15 protein-coding genes are annotated in these 17,743 nt (G+C 62.7%); 7 read left to right on the top strand and 8 right to left on the bottom strand.

Annotated features, from left to right (window positions below; all coding sequences use genetic code 11):
• Positions 1-124: 124 nt before the first annotated feature.
• Both AC0QUY_RS21880 and AC0QUY_RS21885 read right to left on the bottom strand, forming a co-directional pair.
• Positions 125-1,315 (bottom strand): hypothetical protein, encoded by a 1,191-nt coding sequence (locus AC0QUY_RS21880; protein WP_475388308.1) that lies wholly within the window; start codon positions 1,313-1,315, stop codon positions 125-127.
• 89 nt (positions 1,316-1,404) lie between these two features.
• Positions 1,405-5,139, bottom strand: coding sequence for a vitamin B12-dependent ribonucleotide reductase (locus AC0QUY_RS21885; protein WP_475388309.1), 3,735 nt, complete (start codon positions 5,137-5,139; stop codon positions 1,405-1,407).
• 783 nt (positions 5,140-5,922) lie between these two features.
• Between AC0QUY_RS21885 and AC0QUY_RS21890 the strand changes: the two genes are divergently transcribed.
• Entirely contained in the window at positions 5,923-6,819 is an 897-nt protein-coding gene (locus AC0QUY_RS21890; RefSeq protein WP_475388310.1) for a DMT family transporter, read from the top strand.
• A gap of 215 nt (positions 6,820-7,034) precedes the next feature.
• The gene (locus tag AC0QUY_RS21895) at positions 7,035-8,099 is read left to right on the top strand and encodes a ketopantoate reductase family protein (RefSeq protein ID WP_475388311.1); all 1,065 of its coding nucleotides are present in this window, start codon (positions 7,035-7,037) and stop codon (positions 8,097-8,099) included.
• Positions 8,100-8,120: 21 nt separating this feature from the next.
• On the opposite strand, the gene AC0QUY_RS21900 is transcribed toward AC0QUY_RS21895, so the two are convergent.
• The 3 genes from AC0QUY_RS21900 to AC0QUY_RS21910 all read right to left on the bottom strand — a co-directional run bounded on the left by AC0QUY_RS21900 (position 8,121) and on the right by AC0QUY_RS21910 (position 11,215).
• The gene (locus AC0QUY_RS21900; protein WP_475388312.1) at positions 8,121-8,453 is read right to left on the bottom strand and encodes an HNH endonuclease; all 333 of its coding nucleotides are present in this window, start codon (positions 8,451-8,453) and stop codon (positions 8,121-8,123) included.
• A gap of 104 nt (positions 8,454-8,557) precedes the next feature.
• Complete coding sequence (locus tag AC0QUY_RS21905; protein WP_475388313.1) at positions 8,558-10,792, bottom strand: CHASE3 domain-containing protein; 2,235 nt, start codon at positions 10,790-10,792, stop codon at positions 8,558-8,560.
• Positions 10,793-10,810: 18 nt separating this feature from the next.
• Positions 10,811-11,215, bottom strand: coding sequence for a response regulator (locus AC0QUY_RS21910; protein ID WP_161854354.1), 405 nt, complete (start codon positions 11,213-11,215; stop codon positions 10,811-10,813).
• A 181-nt stretch (positions 11,216-11,396) separates the two neighbouring features.
• Here AC0QUY_RS21910 and AC0QUY_RS21915 point away from each other — a divergent pair, with 181 nt between their 5' ends.
• Positions 11,397-12,287, top strand: a complete 891-nt coding sequence (locus AC0QUY_RS21915) for a DMT family transporter (protein WP_475388314.1) — start codon at positions 11,397-11,399, stop codon at positions 12,285-12,287.
• A gap of 60 nt (positions 12,288-12,347) precedes the next feature.
• Here AC0QUY_RS21915 and AC0QUY_RS21920 read toward each other — a convergent pair whose 3' ends face one another.
• A complete protein-coding gene (locus AC0QUY_RS21920; RefSeq protein WP_475388315.1) occupies positions 12,348-13,028 on the bottom strand; it encodes a BA14K family protein in 681 nt (226 codons plus the stop codon).
• Between the two features lie 266 nt (positions 13,029-13,294).
• On the opposite strand from AC0QUY_RS21920, the gene AC0QUY_RS21925 reads away from it, so the two are divergent.
• The 3 genes from AC0QUY_RS21925 (at position 13,295) to AC0QUY_RS21935 (ending at position 14,986) form a co-directional block, all read left to right on the top strand.
• Entirely contained in the window at positions 13,295-13,705 is a 411-nt protein-coding gene (locus tag AC0QUY_RS21925) for an NADH:ubiquinone oxidoreductase subunit NDUFA12 (RefSeq protein ID WP_475388316.1), read from the top strand.
• Positions 13,706-13,751: 46 nt separating this feature from the next.
• Positions 13,752-14,222, top strand: a complete 471-nt coding sequence (locus AC0QUY_RS21930; RefSeq protein WP_475388317.1) for a MarR family winged helix-turn-helix transcriptional regulator — start codon at positions 13,752-13,754, stop codon at positions 14,220-14,222.
• A 68-nt stretch (positions 14,223-14,290) separates the two neighbouring features.
• Positions 14,291-14,986 carry a hypothetical protein gene (locus AC0QUY_RS21935; protein WP_475388318.1) on the top strand — a complete coding sequence of 232 codons (696 nt, stop codon included), beginning with the start codon at positions 14,291-14,293 and terminating at the stop codon, positions 14,984-14,986.
• Between the two features lie 448 nt (positions 14,987-15,434).
• Here AC0QUY_RS21935 and AC0QUY_RS21940 read toward each other — a convergent pair whose 3' ends face one another.
• The gene (locus AC0QUY_RS21940) at positions 15,435-16,139 is read right to left on the bottom strand and encodes a DJ-1/PfpI family protein (protein WP_161854360.1); all 705 of its coding nucleotides are present in this window, start codon (positions 16,137-16,139) and stop codon (positions 15,435-15,437) included.
• A gap of 130 nt (positions 16,140-16,269) precedes the next feature.
• Between AC0QUY_RS21940 and AC0QUY_RS21945 the strand changes: the two genes are divergently transcribed.
• Complete coding sequence (locus tag AC0QUY_RS21945) at positions 16,270-17,208, top strand: GlxA family transcriptional regulator (protein ID WP_475388319.1); 939 nt, start codon at positions 16,270-16,272, stop codon at positions 17,206-17,208.
• Positions 17,209-17,219: 11 nt separating this feature from the next.
• Here AC0QUY_RS21945 and AC0QUY_RS21950 read toward each other — a convergent pair whose 3' ends face one another.
• Positions 17,220-17,720 carry a hypothetical protein gene (locus AC0QUY_RS21950; RefSeq protein ID WP_475388320.1) on the bottom strand — a complete coding sequence of 167 codons (501 nt, stop codon included), beginning with the start codon at positions 17,718-17,720 and terminating at the stop codon, positions 17,220-17,222.
• Positions 17,721-17,743 lie beyond the last annotated feature (23 nt).

Here is a 17,743-nt window from a genome sequence, read left to right on the forward strand (position 1 = left end):
GATATCTTTGCCTATATCGAGGGCTTCTACAATCGGACTCGTCGTCACTCCGCCATCGGCTTTATCAGCCCGATCGAGATGGAGCTAAAAGCAGCTTAACCCTGTCCATTTTTTCGGGGGAAGATCACCCCTTCACGAATTGATCCGGCTTCCACCCCCTCAAAATCCGATCGAGTACGGTCGCATCTGCTAACCCGAGCCCTTGTGCGGCGGCCATCGCTCCCCCTGTCGGATAGAATGTTTCGACGGCTGCGGCCAAACCCGTTGTTATCAACCATCGCATCCCCTTGGTAGGGAGCTTGTCGATCCAAGTCTGGCGCGTGACTGCATCAAAGTATTCTCGTAGGAGATTTTCGTCTGGGTTTGTCTCGCACAACCATTTCTTGAATTTTCTAGCTTGATCCAAGAGATCCAAGAACTCATCAAAGGAACGTTCCCCTTTATTTACAATCCCACTTATATTTCGGGCTTCCAGATGCAAATCTTGAAAGAGATCGATCTCATGTATCGATCGTTCTCGCCTGCGAAATAGATTGAGGTACTTCAGCTTCATGATCGACGAGCAGAGCGGCGTGTGAACGAACTCTGCAGAGTATCTGCTCGCCAAGTATGTGCCAACATGCGAGTCGTAGATGAAGTTTAGAAGATAATCTGTGGAAATTGAGCTGTGATCTGGCGAAATAGTTTTGTGATATTCATTATTCAAAGCGACATAGTCCAAATTCGTGTCGACTGCGAACGAGCCGTCATCGAATTTGAGGACGCGGAAGTGCCAACGTTGCGGCAATGGAAAAGTTGGTACGAGCGCGTGCAACGCTTGACGGACGGCCTCGCTAACAAAATTTGGATCATCTAAATCTCCCCGAGCACCTTGCGTTAGCTGATCGGGCTTCATGTCGTCAGCTACTCGGGGAAAGGACGTTGAAGCAGTCAATCGGCTTTTCAACTTCCTAGTGGCTTTCTCCCGACCCAATGACCTTTCTAGAACCTGCTCCAACTCTTCTTGCTTGCTGAGCCGTCTTTTTTCTTTGCCGCCGAATTCAAATATCCCGAAATTGTAACTTCGAAGTCCTCCTCCTGTGGAACTGCCAATGGTCCCAAAATTCTCTCTCAGATAAGAGATCCGCAGTTCCGGGCGATCAAGCAACTTATTTAACCCGTCGGCTCCTAACTCTTGCAACAGAGAGACGAGCGTGCCGTGATTCAGAAGCAAATGGACATTTCCATAGAACAGAAGTGCCTCAGCTAGCAGGCCTTTGTCGATTGGAGGGCCGCTGTCCTGACTATTGCGAAAAATTACGATGCTATCGAACATCAGATAGTCCCCAATGGTGAAAGGGCGGCCCTTAGGCCGCCCTTTCTAGGTAGGTGGCCTTTATAGGCCCGTCTCAAGAAACTGTAGCCTTACGAACACCCCGTCGTACTTCCGCACGTATCGCACTTCATGCAGGTCCCGTTCCGCACCAGCGTGAAGTTGCCGCACTCCGAGCACATCTCGCCTTCGTAGCCTTTGGCCTTGGCTTCCGCGCGGCGTTCGGCCTTGGAGGGGGCGACGGCGACTGCGGCGCTGCCGGCCTTGCTCCATTGCAGCCTTTCCGTCGGCGAAAGGTCGTGGCTCGCTTCCTGCTTCAAGGCCACCGCGCCTTCGAGGGTGTCGGCGAGGCGGGCGCTGGGGCCGTGTCCGCCGATCGCGGTGACGTTGCCCGAGCCGCGGGCATCGACATCGCCGCCGCGCATGACGACCAGATTATCCGTGCGCGAGCGGGTCAGGCCCTTGGACAGATATTTGGTGGCCTGGTGGCCGTCGGACGGCTCCTTGCCTTCCTCGACGCCCTTGCCGAGCGCGTCGAAATTCGACTCGGTCGGATCGACATGGGCGAGGTCGAAGCGCGACATGTAGCTGACCGCGAGTTCGCGGAACACATAGTCGAGGATCGAGGTCGCGTACTTGATGCTGTCGTTGCCCTGCACGGGGCCCGCCGGCTCGAAGCGGGTGAAGGTGAAGGCGTCGACATATTCCTCCAGCGGCACGCCGTATTGCAGGCCGAGCGAAACCGCGATGGCGAAGTTGTTGATGAAGGAGCGGAGCGCCGCGCCTTCCTTGTGCATGTCGATGAAGATCTCGCCGAGACGGCCGTCGTCATATTCGCCGGTTCGCAAGTAGACCTTGTGGCCGCCGACAACCGCCTTCTGGGTGTAACCCTTGCGGCGGTCCGGCATCTTCTCGCGCTCGCGCATCACGACGATGCGCTCGACCAGTTTTTCGACGATCTTTTCCGAGACCTGGGCGGCACGCGCGGCCATCGGCTTCTCGTAGAGCGCCTCCACCGCATCGTCCTCGTCGTCATCATCTGAGATGAGCTGCGAGTTCAACGGCTGGCTCAACTTCGAGCCGTCGCGGTAGAGCGCGTTGGCCTTCAGCGCGAGCTTCCAGGAGAGCAGGTATGCCGCCTTGCAGTCCTCGACGGTGGCGTCGTTCGGCATGTTGATGGTCTTCGAGATCGCACCCGAGATGAACGGCTGCGAGGCCGCCATCATGCGGATGTGGCTCTCGACCGAGAGATAACGCTTGCCGATCTTGCCGCAGGGGTTGGCGCAGTCGAACACCGGATAGTGCTCGGCCTTCAAGTGCGGTGCGCCTTCCACGGTCATCGCGCCGCAGATGTGGACATTCGCCGCCTCGATCTCGCGCTTGCTGAAGCCGAGGGCTGCGAGCAGGTCGAAGCCGGGGGCTGCGATGACTTCGGGCGCGAGGTTGAGCGTATCGCGCAGGAAATCCTCGCCAAAGGTCCACTTGTTGAAGGCGAACTTGATGTCGAACGCCGTCGGCAGCGCCTTTTCCACCTTGGCCAGCGCTTCGTCGGTGAAGCCCTTTGCCTTGAGGGTGGAGGCATTGATGCCGGGGGCGTTGGAGAGCGAACCGTGGCCGACGGCGTAGGCCTCGATCTCGGCGATGTCGCTTTCGCGGTAGCCGAGCGCGCGCAGCGCCTCGGGCACGGCCTGGTTGATGATCTTCCAGTAGCCGCCGCCGGCGAGCTTCTTGAACTTCACCAGCGCGAAGTCAGGCTCGATGCCTGTCGTGTCGCAATCCATGACGAGGCCAATGGTGCCGGTCGGCGCCACCACCGTGGTCTGCGCGTTGCGGAAGCCGTTGGTTTCGCCGAGCGCGAGCGCGTCGTCCCACGCCCTGGTCGCATGCGCGATGATGTCGGCTTGCGGGCAGGAGGCGTGGTCGAGCGGCACCGGGTTGACGGCGAGCGCTTCATAACCCGACGCGTTGCCGTGGGCGGCGCGGCGGTGGTTGCGGATCACGCGCAGCATGTGCTGGGCGTTCTTCTTGTAGCCGGGGAAGGTGCCGAGCTCGGCCGCCATCTCGGCCGAGGTCTTGTAGGCGATGCCGGTCATCACAGCGGTCAGCGCGCCGCAGAGCGAACGGCCTTCCTTTGAGTCATAGGGCAGGCCCATGGTCATCAGCAGGCCGCCGATGTTGGCAAAGCCGAGGCCCAGCGTGCGGAACTCGTAGGACAGTTCGGCGATCGCCTTCGACGGGAATTGCGCCATCATCACGGAGATTTCGAGCACGATGGTCCAGAGCCGGCACAGATGCTCGTAGGATTCGACGTCGAAACGCTTGGTCGTGGTCGAGTAGAACGTGATCAGGTTGGCCGAGGCGAGGTTACACGCCGTGTCGTCCAGGAACATGTATTCCGAGCACGGGTTCGACGCGCGGATCTCGCCTGACGCCTTGCAGGTGTGCCAGTCGTTCATCGTGGTGTTGAAATGCAGGCCGGGATCGGCCGAGGCCCAGGCGGCGTGGCCGATCTTTTCCCAGAGCTCGCGGGCCTTGAGAGTTTTTGTAATCTTCTTGTTGGTGCGGCCGATCAGGTTCCAGTCGCCATCGGTTTCGACGGCGCGGAGGAAATCGTCCTTCAGCGAGACCGAGTTGTTGGAGTTCTGGCCGGATACCGTGAGATAGGCTTCCGAATCCCAATCGGTGTCGTAGATCGGGAAGTCGATGTCCTTATAGCCCTGCTTGGCGAACTGGATCACCCGCTTGATGTAGTTGTCGGGCACCAGCGCGCGGCGCGCGAGCTTGATTTCGCGACGCAGGGCAGGGTTCTTTTCGGGATCGAAGCAGTCGTCGCCACTGCCTTCGCAGTTGACGCAGGCCTTCAGCACGGCCTTCAGGTGCTTCTGGTTGATCTTGGAGCCGGTGACGAGAGCTGCAACCTTCTGCTCCTCCTTCACCTTCCAGTCGATATAGGTCTCGATATCGGGGTGATCGACGTCGACCACGACCATCTTGGCCGCGCGGCGCGTGGTGCCGCCGCTCTTGATGGCGCCGGCTGCGCGGTCGCCGATCTTGAGGAAGCTCATCAGGCCGGACGAGCGGCCGCCACCGGACAGGCGCTCACCTTCGCCGCGCAGGCGGGAGAAGTTGGAGCCGGTGCCGGAGCCGTATTTGAACAGGCGCGCCTCGCGCACCCAGAGGTCCATGATGCCGCCCTCGTTGACGAGGTCGTCACCCACGCCCTGGATGAAGCAGGCATGCGGCTGCGGATGCTCGTAAGCCGATTTCGACTTGGTCAGCTTCCCCGTGAACGGATCGACGTAATGGTGGCCCTGGCCGGGGCCGTCGATGCCGTAGGCCCAATGCAGTCCGGTGTTGAACCACTGCGGCGAGTTCGGCGCGACCATCTGTTTTGCCAGCTGGTAGCGAAGCTCGTCGTAAAACGCCTGGGCGTCTTCATCGCTGGAGAAATAGCCGCCCTTCCAGCCCCAATAGGTCCAGCAGCCGGCGAGGCGGTCGAACACCTGCTTGGCTGAGATCTCGCCGACATAGCGCTCGCTCTCGGGCAGCAGGGCGAGGGCCTCGTTGTCGGGCACCGAGCGCCACAGCCACGAGGGGACAGTCTCTTCCTCGACCTTCTTCAGGCACGCGGCGACGCCGGCTTTGCGGAAATACTTCTGGGCGAGGACGTCGGAGGCGACCTGCGACCAGAACTGGGGCACCTCGACATTTTCGAGCCGGAACACGATCGAACCGTCGGGATTGCGGATCTCCGATGTCGTCAGCCTGAAATCAATCCCTGCATAGGGTGACTGGCCGGAAGTGGTGTTGCGCCGCTCGATTCGCATTTTTAGTGCCCCGTCTTCTTGCCCGGTCCGCATTTCCTGGCGGTTGCCGGATGTTTCAGTGAGCGAACCTTCGGGACCAAAGGTTGAAGACAACCTTGGCCCTTGAGATCCGCCAGCTCTACCGGTGAACCCGGCCCTGTTTCTGCTTTCGCCACCCCAAGGGTTCGTCCCGCCTAACGGCGAGGCCAACCCCATCCCTTGGCTTTGAGCCTGATCGGTCCGCCGCCTACCCCTAGTCGGCTTTCCGGATCATGCTCGAACTCAACGCCGCAACTCGTCGCCTGAGCCATTCGGCTCGTTTTTCGGCCCCGGATCACCCCCGAATTTTGGGCAGACAAGCCCTCGATCCGTGCCTCAACCGGCTGACGGAGTGCTCGTTCGGAACCCGTTTGGGAGTGATCGGCGGGACCCAGAACTTAACTCGCGCCGTCCAGTACTGAGGCTAGGACAAACCCGTTACGCCCGTCAAGGAGTAGTACGAGTTCCTGAATCAAATACTAAATATGGTGGAAAGTGCGGGAAAACAGGGGTCGGTGCCGCGCCTGTGATGGCGCCAAGTATCAGTGAGTCCTCAGGGATTCCCAAACGAAAAAATTGTTCGTCCCCGTGGAAATCGCCTTCGTCCCGCTGTTCACAGGGCAGGTATTTTTTGAGCTTTCGGGATTGCACTCGAGAGACTCACGTACGGCTACGGGGAGGGGAGGTCTGGCATGTCCGGGCATCCGTGGCGGCACGCCGCGATTAGCGGCAAGGTGGGGCCGATTCCACCCTCTGCCGGGCCCCATGACAGAATCAAAACCCACCGCGCCGGCGCGGATCGCGCCGGCAGGCCTGATGTTCCTCGCCATCACCTCGGTGGGCTGGGGCTTCAACTGGCCCGTCACGAAATATCTGCTGAGCGAATTGCCGCCGCTGACCCTGCGCGGCTCGACCGGGGTGATCGGCGCTGCGCTGCTGGCCCTCCTGGCGCTGGTGCGCTCGGAAAGCCTGAAGGTCGAGCGGCATTTGTGGCCGCGGCTGATGCTCTCCGCGCTGCTCAATGTCACAGGCTGGATGGTGCTGATGGGGCTGGCGCTGCTCTGGCTGCCGGCGAGCGAGGCGGCACTGATCGCCTACACCATGCCGGTCTGGGCCTCGCTGCTGGCCTGGCCCGTGCTCGGCGAGCGGCCGACCATTCTGCGCACGGTGGCGCTGGTGATGGCGTTTGCGGGGCTCGCAGCCATCATGGGCGGCAACGGCATCACGGCGACGACGGAAAAACTGCCGGGCATGGTGATGGCGCTCGCCGGCGCGTTCGGCTTTGCGCTCGGCACGGTGCTCGCAAAGAAGCTGCCGGTGCCGCTGCCGCCGATTCCCGCCGCGGCCTGGCAGATCGGGCTCGGATGTTTTCCGATCGTCATCATCGGTCTCGCCTTCGAGACCACGCATATCGAAAAGGTGACGCCGCTCGGCTGGTGGCTCCTGATCTATTCGACCGTGATCCAGTTCTGCATCGCCTATGTGAGCTGGTTCGCCGCACTCGTCCGCCTGCCGGCCTCGGTCGCAGCGATCGGCACCATGGCGGTGCCGGTGATCGGCGTCGTGGCGTCGGCGATCGCGCTCGGCGAGCCGCTCGGGCTGATCCAGATCGTCGCGCTGGTGTTTACGCTGGCCGGCGTCGTGCTGGCGACAAGGTCTTAGCACCGGCAAAGGCAGGTCTCACGGCGTCGTCATGCCCGGGACATAGGCGAGCGCAAGCGACGCCGTCCTTCGGGCGGCTATGCCCGGCCATGACGGGGATGGGGTATCCGATTGTAATGCCTGCCGGTTTGCAGTAGGCATCGGGGCGGAAAGTTCTGGCATAATGGGTGCCAGGTCTGAGGGCCTGGTTTTTTCTGTGAAAGAGTAGAGAGCGTATGGCGCGCAACATTTTGATCCTGGGGGCCTCGTACGGCTCCTTGCTGGCGACGAAGCTTTTGATGGCAGGGCACAACGTGACCCTGGTCTGCCGCAAGAAGACGGCCGAGCTCATCAACCGCGACGGCACCGAGGTTCGCATCAAGCTGCGCGATGAAGCCGTGCACCGCGCGATCTTCTCGCGCGACCTGCCGGGCAAGCTGGACGCGACCACGCCCGCGGAGGTCAATCTTTCCCGCTACGACCTGGTCGGTCTTGCGATGCAGGAGCCGCAATACACCAATCACACGATCCGGGTTCTGATGATCAAGATCGCCGCGGCAAAATTGCCGTGCCTGTCGATCATGAACATGCCGCCCTTGCCCTATCTCAAGCGCATACCGGCGCTGGCGGATATGGACCTCGAGGAGGCTTATACCAACGCGCAGGTGTGGGAGCGCTTCGAGCCCGGGCTGGTGTCGCTCTGCTCGCCCGATCCGCAGGCCTTCCGTCCGCCGGAAGAGGCGGCGAATGTGCTGCATGTCGGCCTGCCCACCAACTTCAAGGCCGCAGCCTTTGCCGACGAGCAGCACAACAAGCTGCTGCGCGAGCTGGAGGCCGACATCGACGCGGTGACGCTCGACGGCCACGACGTCCCGGTGAAGCTGAAGGTGTTCGACTCGCTGTTCGTGCCGCTCGCCAAATGGTCGATGCTCTTGACCGGCAATTACCGCTGCATCACGCCGAGCGAGCCGCAGTCGATCCGCGACGCCGTGCACGGCGATCTCAAGCTGTCGCAGTCAATCTATGACCACGTCGACGGCATCGCCCGGCGCCTTGGCGCCGACCCGGCCGACCAGGTGCCGTTCGCGAAATATGCCAAGGCTGCGGAAAGCCTGCTCAAGCCGTCATCGGCGGCGCGCGCAGTCGCCGCCGGCGCGCCGTTCATCGAGCGCGTCGACCTGCTCGTGAAGCTGATCTCGCATCAGCTCGGCGCCCCCAGCGCCGAGATCGATCGCACGGTCGAGACCGTCGATCAGAAGCTGAACGAGAAGATCGTCGCGGGTGGATCGGGGGCGCAGTGAGGGGCGTGAGTCCTGTTCGTCTCACGCGCCAAGTTGTTTCTCCAGTTCGGGAATAAGCTGTCTGAGCTTCCCGTGACTGATGAGCGGTGAAGCCGCGATCTCGGCAAGCCGCTGCTCGACGTTGGGCCACTGATTGGTCTCGCGCGGATCGGTATCGTCCTTGGCGAGATTGCAGGGGTAGCAGGACAGCACGCGGTTGCTCCTGCCGTTCTGGCCTCCCTTTGAGAGCGGGATGAAATGGTCGATGCTGGCCTTCACCTTGCCGCCGGTCTTTTGCCGGGAGAGTGCAACGTCGCAGTAGGCGCATCGTCCGCCCCAATCGAAATAGCAGCGCTTGTAGATCACGTCGGCCATCAGCCTTGGCTCTTCCCGCGAATCATTTCGTCCAACGTCTCACCCTTTTCATATATCAAGTCGGCATTGAAAACGACGCCGCCAGGGAGAGGCTTGCGGCTTGTTCACCCCGACAGCGCGCGCCGCACCATGTTCGCCAACTGCGACTTCCGGTAAGGTTTCGTCAGCAGCAGCACGCCGGCATCGAGCCGGCCCTGGTGCACGATCGCGTTGTCGGTATAGCCGGACGTATACAGCACCTTGATGCCGGGGCGGAGCTTCAACACCTTATCCGCCAGTTCGCGCCCGGTCATGCTGCCGGGCATGATGACGTCGGTGAACAGGAGGTCGAATGCCTGGCCGCCTTCGATCAGGTTCATCGCCGCCGGCCCGTTGGCGGCGGCCACGGTGCGGTATCCGAGGCTCTGCAATTGCGCGGTGACGAAGTTGCGCACCAGCGCGTCGTCCTCCACCACCATGATGGTCTCGTTGCCATGCGGCAGCGGCGGGGCTGCAGCCGGCGTGGCCTCGACCTGGCCGCGGGCAGGGGGCAGATAGAGCTTGATCGTGGTGCCGTGACCGACCTCGCTGTAGATGCGGATGTGCCCGCCCGATTGCTTGACGAAGCCGTAGACCATGCTCAGCCCGAGGCCTGATCCCTTGCCGACCTCCTTGGTGGTGAAGAACGGCTCGAACACCTTGTCCAGCACGTCCTGCGGCATGCCGGCGCCGGTATCGCTGACCGCGAGCATCACATAGGGGCCGGGCTTCACGCCCGGATTGGCCTGCGCATAGGCCTCGTCGAGCACGACGTTGCGCGTCTCCAGCAACAGCTTGCCACCATTCGGCATCGCGTCGCGCGCGTTGATCGCCATGTTGAGCAGGGAGTTGGCGAGCTGCGAGGCGTCGATATGGGCGGTCGCCGTTTCCTGATCGAGGATCGAGTTGACCTCGATCTGCTCGCCGAGCGTCGGGCGCAGCAGTTTTGCGATGTCGAGCACGGTGGCGTTGATGTCGACATTGCGTGGCTGCAGCGGCTGGCGGCGGGCGAAGGCGAGTAGATGCTGGATCAGCTCGCTGCAGCGTTCCGCTGCCTGGTCGATCAGTTCGGCGGTCTTCTGCAGCGCCGGCTCATGTGCAAGGCCCGCAACCAGCGTCTCGGTGGTGCCGGTGATCACGGTCAGCATGTTGTTGAAGTCGTGGGCGACGCCGCCGGTGAGCTTGCCGATGGCGTCGAGCTTCTGCGACTGCAACAGCTTGTGCTCGGTTTCGCGCGACCCCGTGATGTCATGATAGACCAGCGCCGCACCGCTGATGGCGCCGGAGGCGTCGCGCAACGGCCGGCCGCTGATCACGAGATGAACCGGCGGATTGCCGCTGACGGGGCGCATCACGATTTCGCTGGCGTCGAACGCTTCGCCGCGCAGCGCGCGCGAGGCGGGCATGTCCTGGAGCGGCAGCGGCGTGACGCCGTCGGCATGAAAAACCGTGCTGAGCGAGCGCAGCAGTTCGATCGTCATTCCCGGCCGGTAGCGCAGCATCTTCTCGGCGGCCGGATTGGAGAGCAAGATCTCGCCCTTGGTGTCGATGACGAGCACGGCTTCCGCCATGCTGTGAAAGGTGCTGCGCAAGACCGCGGCCGAAAGGCGCAGTTCCTCATGCGCGGCGACCAGATGCTCGGTGCGCTCGGCAACCGCAGCCTCCAGCGCCTCGTTGGTGGCCTTGCTGGCACTCAGCGAATCCTGCAGTTCCCGACGCGAGCGGCGGGTCGACACCGTCAGAACGGTGGCAAGGACCAGAATCAGCGCGACGCCGGCAAGATCGATCGCCAGCAGAAACCTCCCATTGATGTCGGATTCAGCGCGCCTGGCAAAAAGCAACCGGCGCTCTTCCGCCACCGCCTTTGCAAGATTTCCGGCGATCGCAGCCGTCGCCGCGCGGTCCTCCTGGCCGACGAGCGCCGCGACCGCGGCGCTGTCTCCCGCATTCCGGAGCCTGATCAACTCGCCATTGACGGCAATCTGGCGCTCCACCAGCGCCTTGGTCTCTTCGATCAATTGCTTTTCGGTGGGATTATCCTTGACCGCTTCGATCAGCGGCGGCAGTGCCAGCAGGATGGCGTCGCTGGCCTCGCGGTATTCCCTGGCGAATTGCTGATCGCCGGTAATCGCGAAGGCGCGCGCGGCGCTTTCAGCGCGGCGCAGCAGGGGGCGCATGTCGGAGAGCTTGCTGAGGATTCCGAGCGCGCGGTCGACCGAGGCCGCATCATACCGCGACTTGAGATCCAGACCGATCGAGGCAGCGCCGATAACGAGGAGGATGGCGAGGCCAATTCCAAGAATGATACGCTGCGAAGGCATTGCCAGTTGCTTATTTCACTATTTTGACGGCTGCGCGGAAGCTTTCGGTTTGGTGAGGCATTGATTGACCGAGGTCAACAGCGCTTCCGGCGTGAACGGCTTGCGCAGGCAGCATGCCGCGCCGAGCTCGATCGTCATCCGCAGGAAATCCGGCGCGCGCTCGGCATTGGCGAAGGCGTAGCCCGACATCGCGATAACGGGCACGTCCGGCCTGTGCTCGTGAAACATCCGGATCGACTCGAAGCCGCGCATATGCGGCATGAACACGTCGATCAACATGACGTCGAAATCGTCGGATTCAAGGGCGCGCATTCCCGCTTCACCACCGTCGGCAACGGTGACCTCGAAACCCTTGCGGGTCAGACAAACCTCGATGGCAACGCATGCCATCGGGTCGTCATCGACCACGAGAACGCGCGGCACGATGATTCCTTCTTCCCTCGGGCGGCGGCCAAGTGACTCGCACATCCCACACGACGATTAAGTCGAAACGCCGACAGGTCGTCTGTATGGTAGAGTGCACATAAAAGTTGTCGAGAGCAATTCCGTTTCGCTGTGTCAGAACAATAACAAATGCAATTCCGGTTCCGGATCTAAGCCTGCCATGCCGCCGACCAAGCTTTCGGGACGGCTGTCCCCCTTTGGGCTCATCCTGCTTGCGGTCACGTCGGTCGGGTGGGGTCTCAACTTCCCGATCATGAAACATTTGCTGAATGAATGGCCGCCATTGTCCTCACGGGGCCTGTGCGGCATCGCCGGCGCTGCGGCGCTGGCGCTGTTTGCGCTCGCGCGGCGGCAGAAATTGACCGTGCCGCGGCCGATGTGGCTGCGGCTCCTGCTGGTATCGATGCTCACCATCGGCGGCTGGGTCGCGTTCATGGGGCTGGCGCTGTTGTGGCTCAACGCCAGCGAGGCCGCGGTGCTCGGTATATCCATCCCGGTCTGGGTGGCGTTTCTGGCATGGCCGATCCTGGGTGAGCGGCTGTCGCCGCTCCGCGCCGTCGCGCTGACGGTCGCGCTCGCCGGCATCGCCGTTTTGATCGGCGGCCATGGCATCGAGGCCAGCGTCGAGAAGCTGCCGGGCATCGCGTTCGCGCTGGCAGGCGCGGTCTGCGTCGGGCTCGGCACCGTCTTGACCAAGCATTTCCCGCTGGCGATGCCTCCGCTGTCACTGGCCGCCTGGCAGATCGGACTGGGCTGCCTGCCGATCGCGATCGTCGGCCTCGCAGTCGAGCAGCCGCAACTGGCTGATCTATCATCGGTGGGCTGGGCGTCGCTGGTCTATATGACGTTGATCCAGTTCTGCCTGTGTTACGTGTGCTGGTTTGCCGCACTGGAACGGCTGCCGGCGGCGACGGCCTCGATCGGAACTCTGCTGGTTCCCGTCATCGGCGTGCTGGCGGCGGCGGCGATGCTGCGCGAGCCGTTCGGTCTTCGCGAAATCGCCGCGCTGGTGTTCACGCTTGGTGGTGTCGCAGTGGCGCTACGGGCCTAACTCTGGAACGAAAAGGGCGGCGCAGAGGAGTGCGCCGCCCTTCAATTTCAAGATAGCGCGCTATTGCGCCGGGCAGGGGTGTCGTTGGCCGTCATAGCCAAGATATGTGCCTGACGCCGGATCGTAGGATTTGTACCTGCGCATGCAATACGCCACGGCGTCATCGCCGACGGGCGCCGCCGCTACGACGGTGTCGTCATAGTAGTAAGGGTCATCGTAATAATAGGAGTTATAATAGGAGTTGCCGTAGTAGCCGTAGGCTGAGCCGATGCCGGCACCAATCGCGAAGCCCGGCCAGAAGCCACGGTGATGGTGGTGATGACGGCCACGCCAGCCACCGCCAGACCAGTTCCCCGCGCCGCCGCCCGCGACAACTGCGCCGCCACCAGGGCGGACGCCCGGTGTCGCGACAGGTCCTCCTCCGACCATTCCACCGCCTCTCACACCAGCGCCGCCACCGGCCGCTATGCCAGGGCCGCCACCTCTAAAGCCGCCACCTGCGCCGATTGCCGCGCCACCGCCGCCACCTCCACCGATTGCTACGCCGCCGCCGCCACCTCTACCCCCGCCGCCGCCACCCCCGCCGCCACCACCGATAGCTGCGCCGCCCCCACCACCGCCACCGCCGCCACCACGGCCACCGGCCATGCCCTGTGCCTGAGCGTCGCTGAAGCTTGGCGCAACCAGCGGCAGCACAAGCGCGATCGCTGCCGCGGTACTCAAAACCTTTAGATTGATCATTGTAGGCTCCATTTGCGGGATATAGGCCCTAACCCGTTTAAGGGGCGGACGTTCCCGAGCCCGCGCATTGATTGCGCGCCAGTTCAGCTTGCGGCAGCGGAACTGTATGCGGAATGAACGGACTGCGCCGATTCCGCGACCATGGGCGGGCGCAATCGGGCGTGGCAAAACCGCCCTCGGCAAGGCCGCAATCTCAGCCTTTGTCTGGACAATCCGCCCCGCCGATGGCATCAGAGCGACACGTTTTCTCGAACCGGCCGAGCCCCATGAAGCAGTTTTTGCTGAAGTTTTTCACCTGGTGGAATGGCCAGACGTTCGGCACGCAATTGTGGACTTGGCGATTCGGCGAACTGGTAGGTCAGGACGAGCAAGGTAACCGCTACTACCGCACCAAAGGCCGCAAGATCGATCCGACGCTCGGCTTCGAGCGGCGCTGGGTGATCTATAATGGCTATGCCGAGGCGAGCCGGGTGCCGCCGTCATGGCACGGCTGGCTGCATCACACCGTCGATGTCGCCCCGACCGAAGAGAACTATACGCCGCGGGAATGGGAAAAGCCGCATGTGCCAAACATGACCGGCACGCCCGCGGCCTACCGTCCCTCCGGCTCGACGCTGGTCAGCGGCCGCCGCCCCAAGGCGACCGGCGACTACCAGGCCTGGACGCCGGGAAGCTGACTTCACGTTTATTTTAGCAGGAAGACCATCAGGAGCCCTTGCTGACGTGAATAAGTGTAGATACACTTATATCATGAAGCAGCCGAGCGACCCTGATGCCGCTGACTATATGGCCGCCGCCGGCTGTTTCTGCTTGGCGTCGCGGCAGGCCGCGCGAAAGATCACGCGGTTGTACGATTCCTACATGCAGGAATCCGGAATTCGGGTCACCCAGTTCACCATCCTGTCGCAGTTGATGCTGCGAGGGGAGATGCCGATCGGCAAGCTGGCCGGCATTCTTGGCATGGAACGCACGACGCTGACGCGAAATCTTACGGTGCTCGAGCAGCAAAAGTGGATTTCGATCAAGCCTGGCGACGATCCGCGCGCGCGAATGATCGGCATCACCGGACAGGGCAAGAGCGTGGTGCGCCGCAGCTTTCCGTTCTGGTCGAAGGCGCAGGCGCATATCGGCAAGTTGCTCGGCGCTGACGGCCAGGCTGCGCTGAAGCTGCTGGATTCCCGGAATCTGGGGTGAGACGAACGGGCTTCGGCCCACCGCTTTTTCATTCCGATAGGTGTAACTACACGTAAAGGAGAGATGTCATGCTCGATTTCATCGGAACCATCGTGCTCGTTGCCGCCATCATCGTCAGCATCAATGCGCTCACCGGCGCGATGCCGGTCAGTACGTCACAACGTCTCGCGCTTTCGGTCGGCGCCGGGCTGTGGACTGGGCTGGCTGCCGCGCTCGCCGGCGCGAACCTGTTCCTCGGGTCAAATCCGCTGGGGCCGCCGACGATCGGTACAGTCATCGCGTTGCCGCTGGTCGCGACTGCCGTTGCGGCGGCGATCTCGCCGTCGGTGCGGGCTACGCTGCTCGGGATGCCGATGCCCTTCCTGATCGGCCTCAACGTCTGGCGTGTGGCGGGAGGATTCTTCCTTCTCCTTGCGGCCGAAGGCCGGCTTGGCGGACCATTTCCAACCTCGGCGGGTTGGGGCGATATCATCACCGGCGTGTTGGCTTTGCCCGTGGCCTGGCTCGCGCTGCGCGGCCAAGGCAAGGCGCTGGTCTGGACTTGGAATGCATTCGGCATGCTCGATCTGGTGGCCGCGGTGGCATTCGGAATTATCTCGGCGAATGGCTCGCCGCTGCAGATCATTCACGCCGGCGAAGGCTCGGAGGCGGTGCAGGTGCTGCCCTGGTCGCTGATTCCGACGGTGTTGGTGCCGATGTTCCTGATTGTACACGGCATTATCTTTGCGCGGCTGGCGCAGGTCGGCCAGCGCGCACCGGGCTGAAGCCTGGCGTTGCGCCGCACACATGGTCCCGTTTTGCACCGGCTCGCCTGTGGATAGCGGGATCAGCGGGTACAACCGTCACCGCCGCCTTGTGCTCTCCGCGAGGCTGCGGCTCAATAGGGCCATCTTACGGAGATGGGAAACCATCGCGTCGGTGTCGGGCTCCAGTTCGCGACTGCCCCGATTTGCAGCGGCCACCGAGTAGGAAACGGCTGGGAGATAGGCCCCCGGTGCAGATTTCCTGAAATCGCCCGCTAATGTGTGGCTGCCGTAGGAAGGAAAGGCCGTCTGGGCAACCAGGCGGCCTTTTTCTTTGTGGCGACACTCACGTGTCCCGGACGCGGTGCAGCGCTCTTCAGCAGTGCACCGCAGAGCCGCGACCTACAACGCAGATGGGTCCCGGCTTGGCGTCGCGTCACTGTCGTGCGGCGTCCGGACACTGCCAGCATCACCCCAGCCGCGCGGCAGCGCGGTCGATCATCTCGCCGCGGCGGATTTGCGCTGGCGCAATCCGATCCTTCATGAGGGCGAGGACTTCCGGCGGCGCCGTGTCGGGCGAGCCGGAATTGAACGGCGGCGCGGGATTGTATTCGAGGCGGAGCTGGATCGCTTCCGCAGTCCGCCGGTCGTGCAGCAGCGAGACCAGCGTCAGCGCAAAGTCGATGCCGGCGGTGACGCCGCCGCCGGTGACGCGGTTGCGGTCGACGCAGACACGCGTCTTGGTCGGGATCGCGCCGAACGCGGAGAGGAAATCCATCGCGGTCCAGTGCGTCGCCGCGCGGTAGCCTTTCAGCAGGCCGGCGGCCCCCAGCACCAGCGAACCCGTGCAGACCGAGGTGATGTATTTGGCTCCGGGGGCCTGCTGGCGCAGGAAGGCCAGCATCTCCTCGTCGTTGATCATGTCATCGGTGCCGAACCCGCCGGGCACGCAGATGACGTCGAGTTGCGGGCATTCGGCAAAGGTCGTGGTCGGCGTCAGCGTTAGGACGGAGTCGCTCGTAACCGGCTCGATCCGCTTCCAGATCAGATGAATTTTTGCGCCGGGCAGGCTGGAGAACACCTGCAAGGGGCCGGTGAAGTCGAGCTGGGTGACGCGCGGGAATAGCACGAGACCGATTTGCAGCGGCGTGGGTGTCGGGGACGGCGCGGACATCGTGACCTCCGGAAAATTTGGCTTGACGGAAGGCATCCTGACATGGTCGCTTCGTGTCCGAAATGGCATTTTTCCCTCATTTTCAGACATAGGCCAAAGTTAGAGCAGAGGCCAAGAGCGAGCCAGCATCATGATCGGCGTTCTCATCTTTCCGGACTTCCAGTTGCTCGACGCTGCCGGGCCGATTTCGGCCTTCGAGATCGCGGCACGCTACGCCGAGGCCCCGCCATCGATCCGGGTGATGGCAGTGACGCCGGGGCCGGTGCGCTCGTCGTCAGGCGTCGAGATCGTCGCGAAGGGATTGAAATCGGCATCTGCGATCACGACGCTCATGGTCGCGGGCGGCGAGGGCGTGCGGCAGGCGGCGACCTGCGAGAAGACACTTGGTTTCGTGCGCGCCATGGCGAGGCGTGGCGTTCGCATTGCCAGCGTTTGCTCCGGCGCTTACGTGCTCGCCGAGGCCGGCCTGCTCGATGGCCGCCGCGCCACCACGCATTGGCAGCGCACGCGGCACTTTCTAAAAACCTATCCGCAAGTGAAGCTCGAGCCCGACCGCATCTTCGTCCGCGACGACGACGTCTGGACCTCGGCCGGAATATCGGCCGGCATCGACCTGTCGCTGGCGATGATCGCGGAAGATTACGGCGACGACATCGCGCAGAAGACCGCCAAACAATTGGTGCTCTATCACCGCCGCAGCGGCGGCCAATCGCAATTCTCCTCACTGCTGGAATTGAAGGCTCCGAATGGCCGTTTCGGGCCGCTGCTGGTCTGGGCACGGGAAAACCTCGATGCGCCGCTGACCGTCGAGGATCTCGCCGAGCAGGCTGGCATGAGTTCGCGGCATTTCACCCGCGCCTTCATGGCGGAGACCGGCACGACGCCATCCAAGGCGGTGGAGCGGTTGCGCATCGAGGTGGCGCGTCAGCGCGTGCAGTCTTCCAGCGAGGCGATCGAGCACGTCGCGCAAACCACCGGCTTCCGCGATCCCGAACGGATGCGCCGCGCCTTCATTCGTGCCTTCGGCCAGCCGCCGCAATCGCTGCGCCGAGCGGCAAGGGCAGGGTAGGCGGAAAGCCGTTATCTGCGGAAATCCACCCGGCCTTGTGAAAAATAGCTGTCTATCCGCTGATCGCTCACCACGAGGCCGACCCAGGGCACGGTGATCTCCGGGTTGTTCAGGTTGATATATTTGCCGACCAGCCGCCGCGGGCCTTCGCGCTGTGCGTCGATCAGTCCCCTGCGCTTGCCGGAATCCCAGTCGAACAGCAGGTAGACGCGGTCGCCCACGATTTTTGCCTCGCCCCGGCCCTGTTTCCATTGATCAGGAATATCGCCCGGAATGGTGGGATCCGCACCTCCCTTCCAGCGGCTCGACCATTGGCCCTCGATCGTGCCGTGCGGGTAGCTGCTATCCTGGGCGCTCCACGGCTCTGCATTCTCGTCGGCCGCAGATTCTTCCGGCATCGTGTTGCGGGCATACTGCATCACGTCATCGTCGTTCGGATGCGGAACATCCATCACGCCGAATGGATTTCGTGGTGCTGGACCGCTGTCCGATGCGATGTTTGGATTGTTCATTGATGTCTCCAACCGCGATTGCG

The organism is Bradyrhizobium sp. WYCCWR15520 (assembly GCF_056174665.1).

Excerpts from the sequence above, each read along its gene's own strand:
- AC0QUY_RS21880 (WP_475388308.1), bottom strand. The coding sequence starts at position 1,315 with ATGTTCGATAGCATCGTAATTTTTCGCAATAGTCAGGACAGCGGCCCT.
- AC0QUY_RS21885 (WP_475388309.1), bottom strand. The coding sequence starts at position 5,139 with ATGCGAATCGAGCGGCGCAACACCACTTCCGGCCAGTCACCCTATGCA.
- AC0QUY_RS21890 (WP_475388310.1), top strand. The coding sequence starts at position 5,923 with ATGACAGAATCAAAACCCACCGCGCCGGCGCGGATCGCGCCGGCAGGC.
- AC0QUY_RS21895 (WP_475388311.1), top strand. The coding sequence starts at position 7,035 with ATGGCGCGCAACATTTTGATCCTGGGGGCCTCGTACGGCTCCTTGCTG.
- AC0QUY_RS21900 (WP_475388312.1), bottom strand. The coding sequence starts at position 8,453 with ATGGCCGACGTGATCTACAAGCGCTGCTATTTCGATTGGGGCGGACGA.
- AC0QUY_RS21905 (WP_475388313.1), bottom strand. The coding sequence starts at position 10,792 with ATGCCTTCGCAGCGTATCATTCTTGGAATTGGCCTCGCCATCCTCCTC.
- AC0QUY_RS21915 (WP_475388314.1), top strand. The coding sequence starts at position 11,397 with ATGCCGCCGACCAAGCTTTCGGGACGGCTGTCCCCCTTTGGGCTCATC.
- AC0QUY_RS21920 (WP_475388315.1), bottom strand. The coding sequence starts at position 13,028 with ATGATCAATCTAAAGGTTTTGAGTACCGCGGCAGCGATCGCGCTTGTG.
- AC0QUY_RS21925 (WP_475388316.1), top strand. The coding sequence starts at position 13,295 with ATGAAGCAGTTTTTGCTGAAGTTTTTCACCTGGTGGAATGGCCAGACG.
- AC0QUY_RS21935 (WP_475388318.1), top strand. The coding sequence starts at position 14,291 with ATGCTCGATTTCATCGGAACCATCGTGCTCGTTGCCGCCATCATCGTC.
- AC0QUY_RS21940 (WP_161854360.1), bottom strand. The coding sequence starts at position 16,139 with ATGTCCGCGCCGTCCCCGACACCCACGCCGCTGCAAATCGGTCTCGTG.
- AC0QUY_RS21945 (WP_475388319.1), top strand. The coding sequence starts at position 16,270 with ATGATCGGCGTTCTCATCTTTCCGGACTTCCAGTTGCTCGACGCTGCC.
- AC0QUY_RS21950 (WP_475388320.1), bottom strand. The coding sequence starts at position 17,720 with ATGAACAATCCAAACATCGCATCGGACAGCGGTCCAGCACCACGAAAT.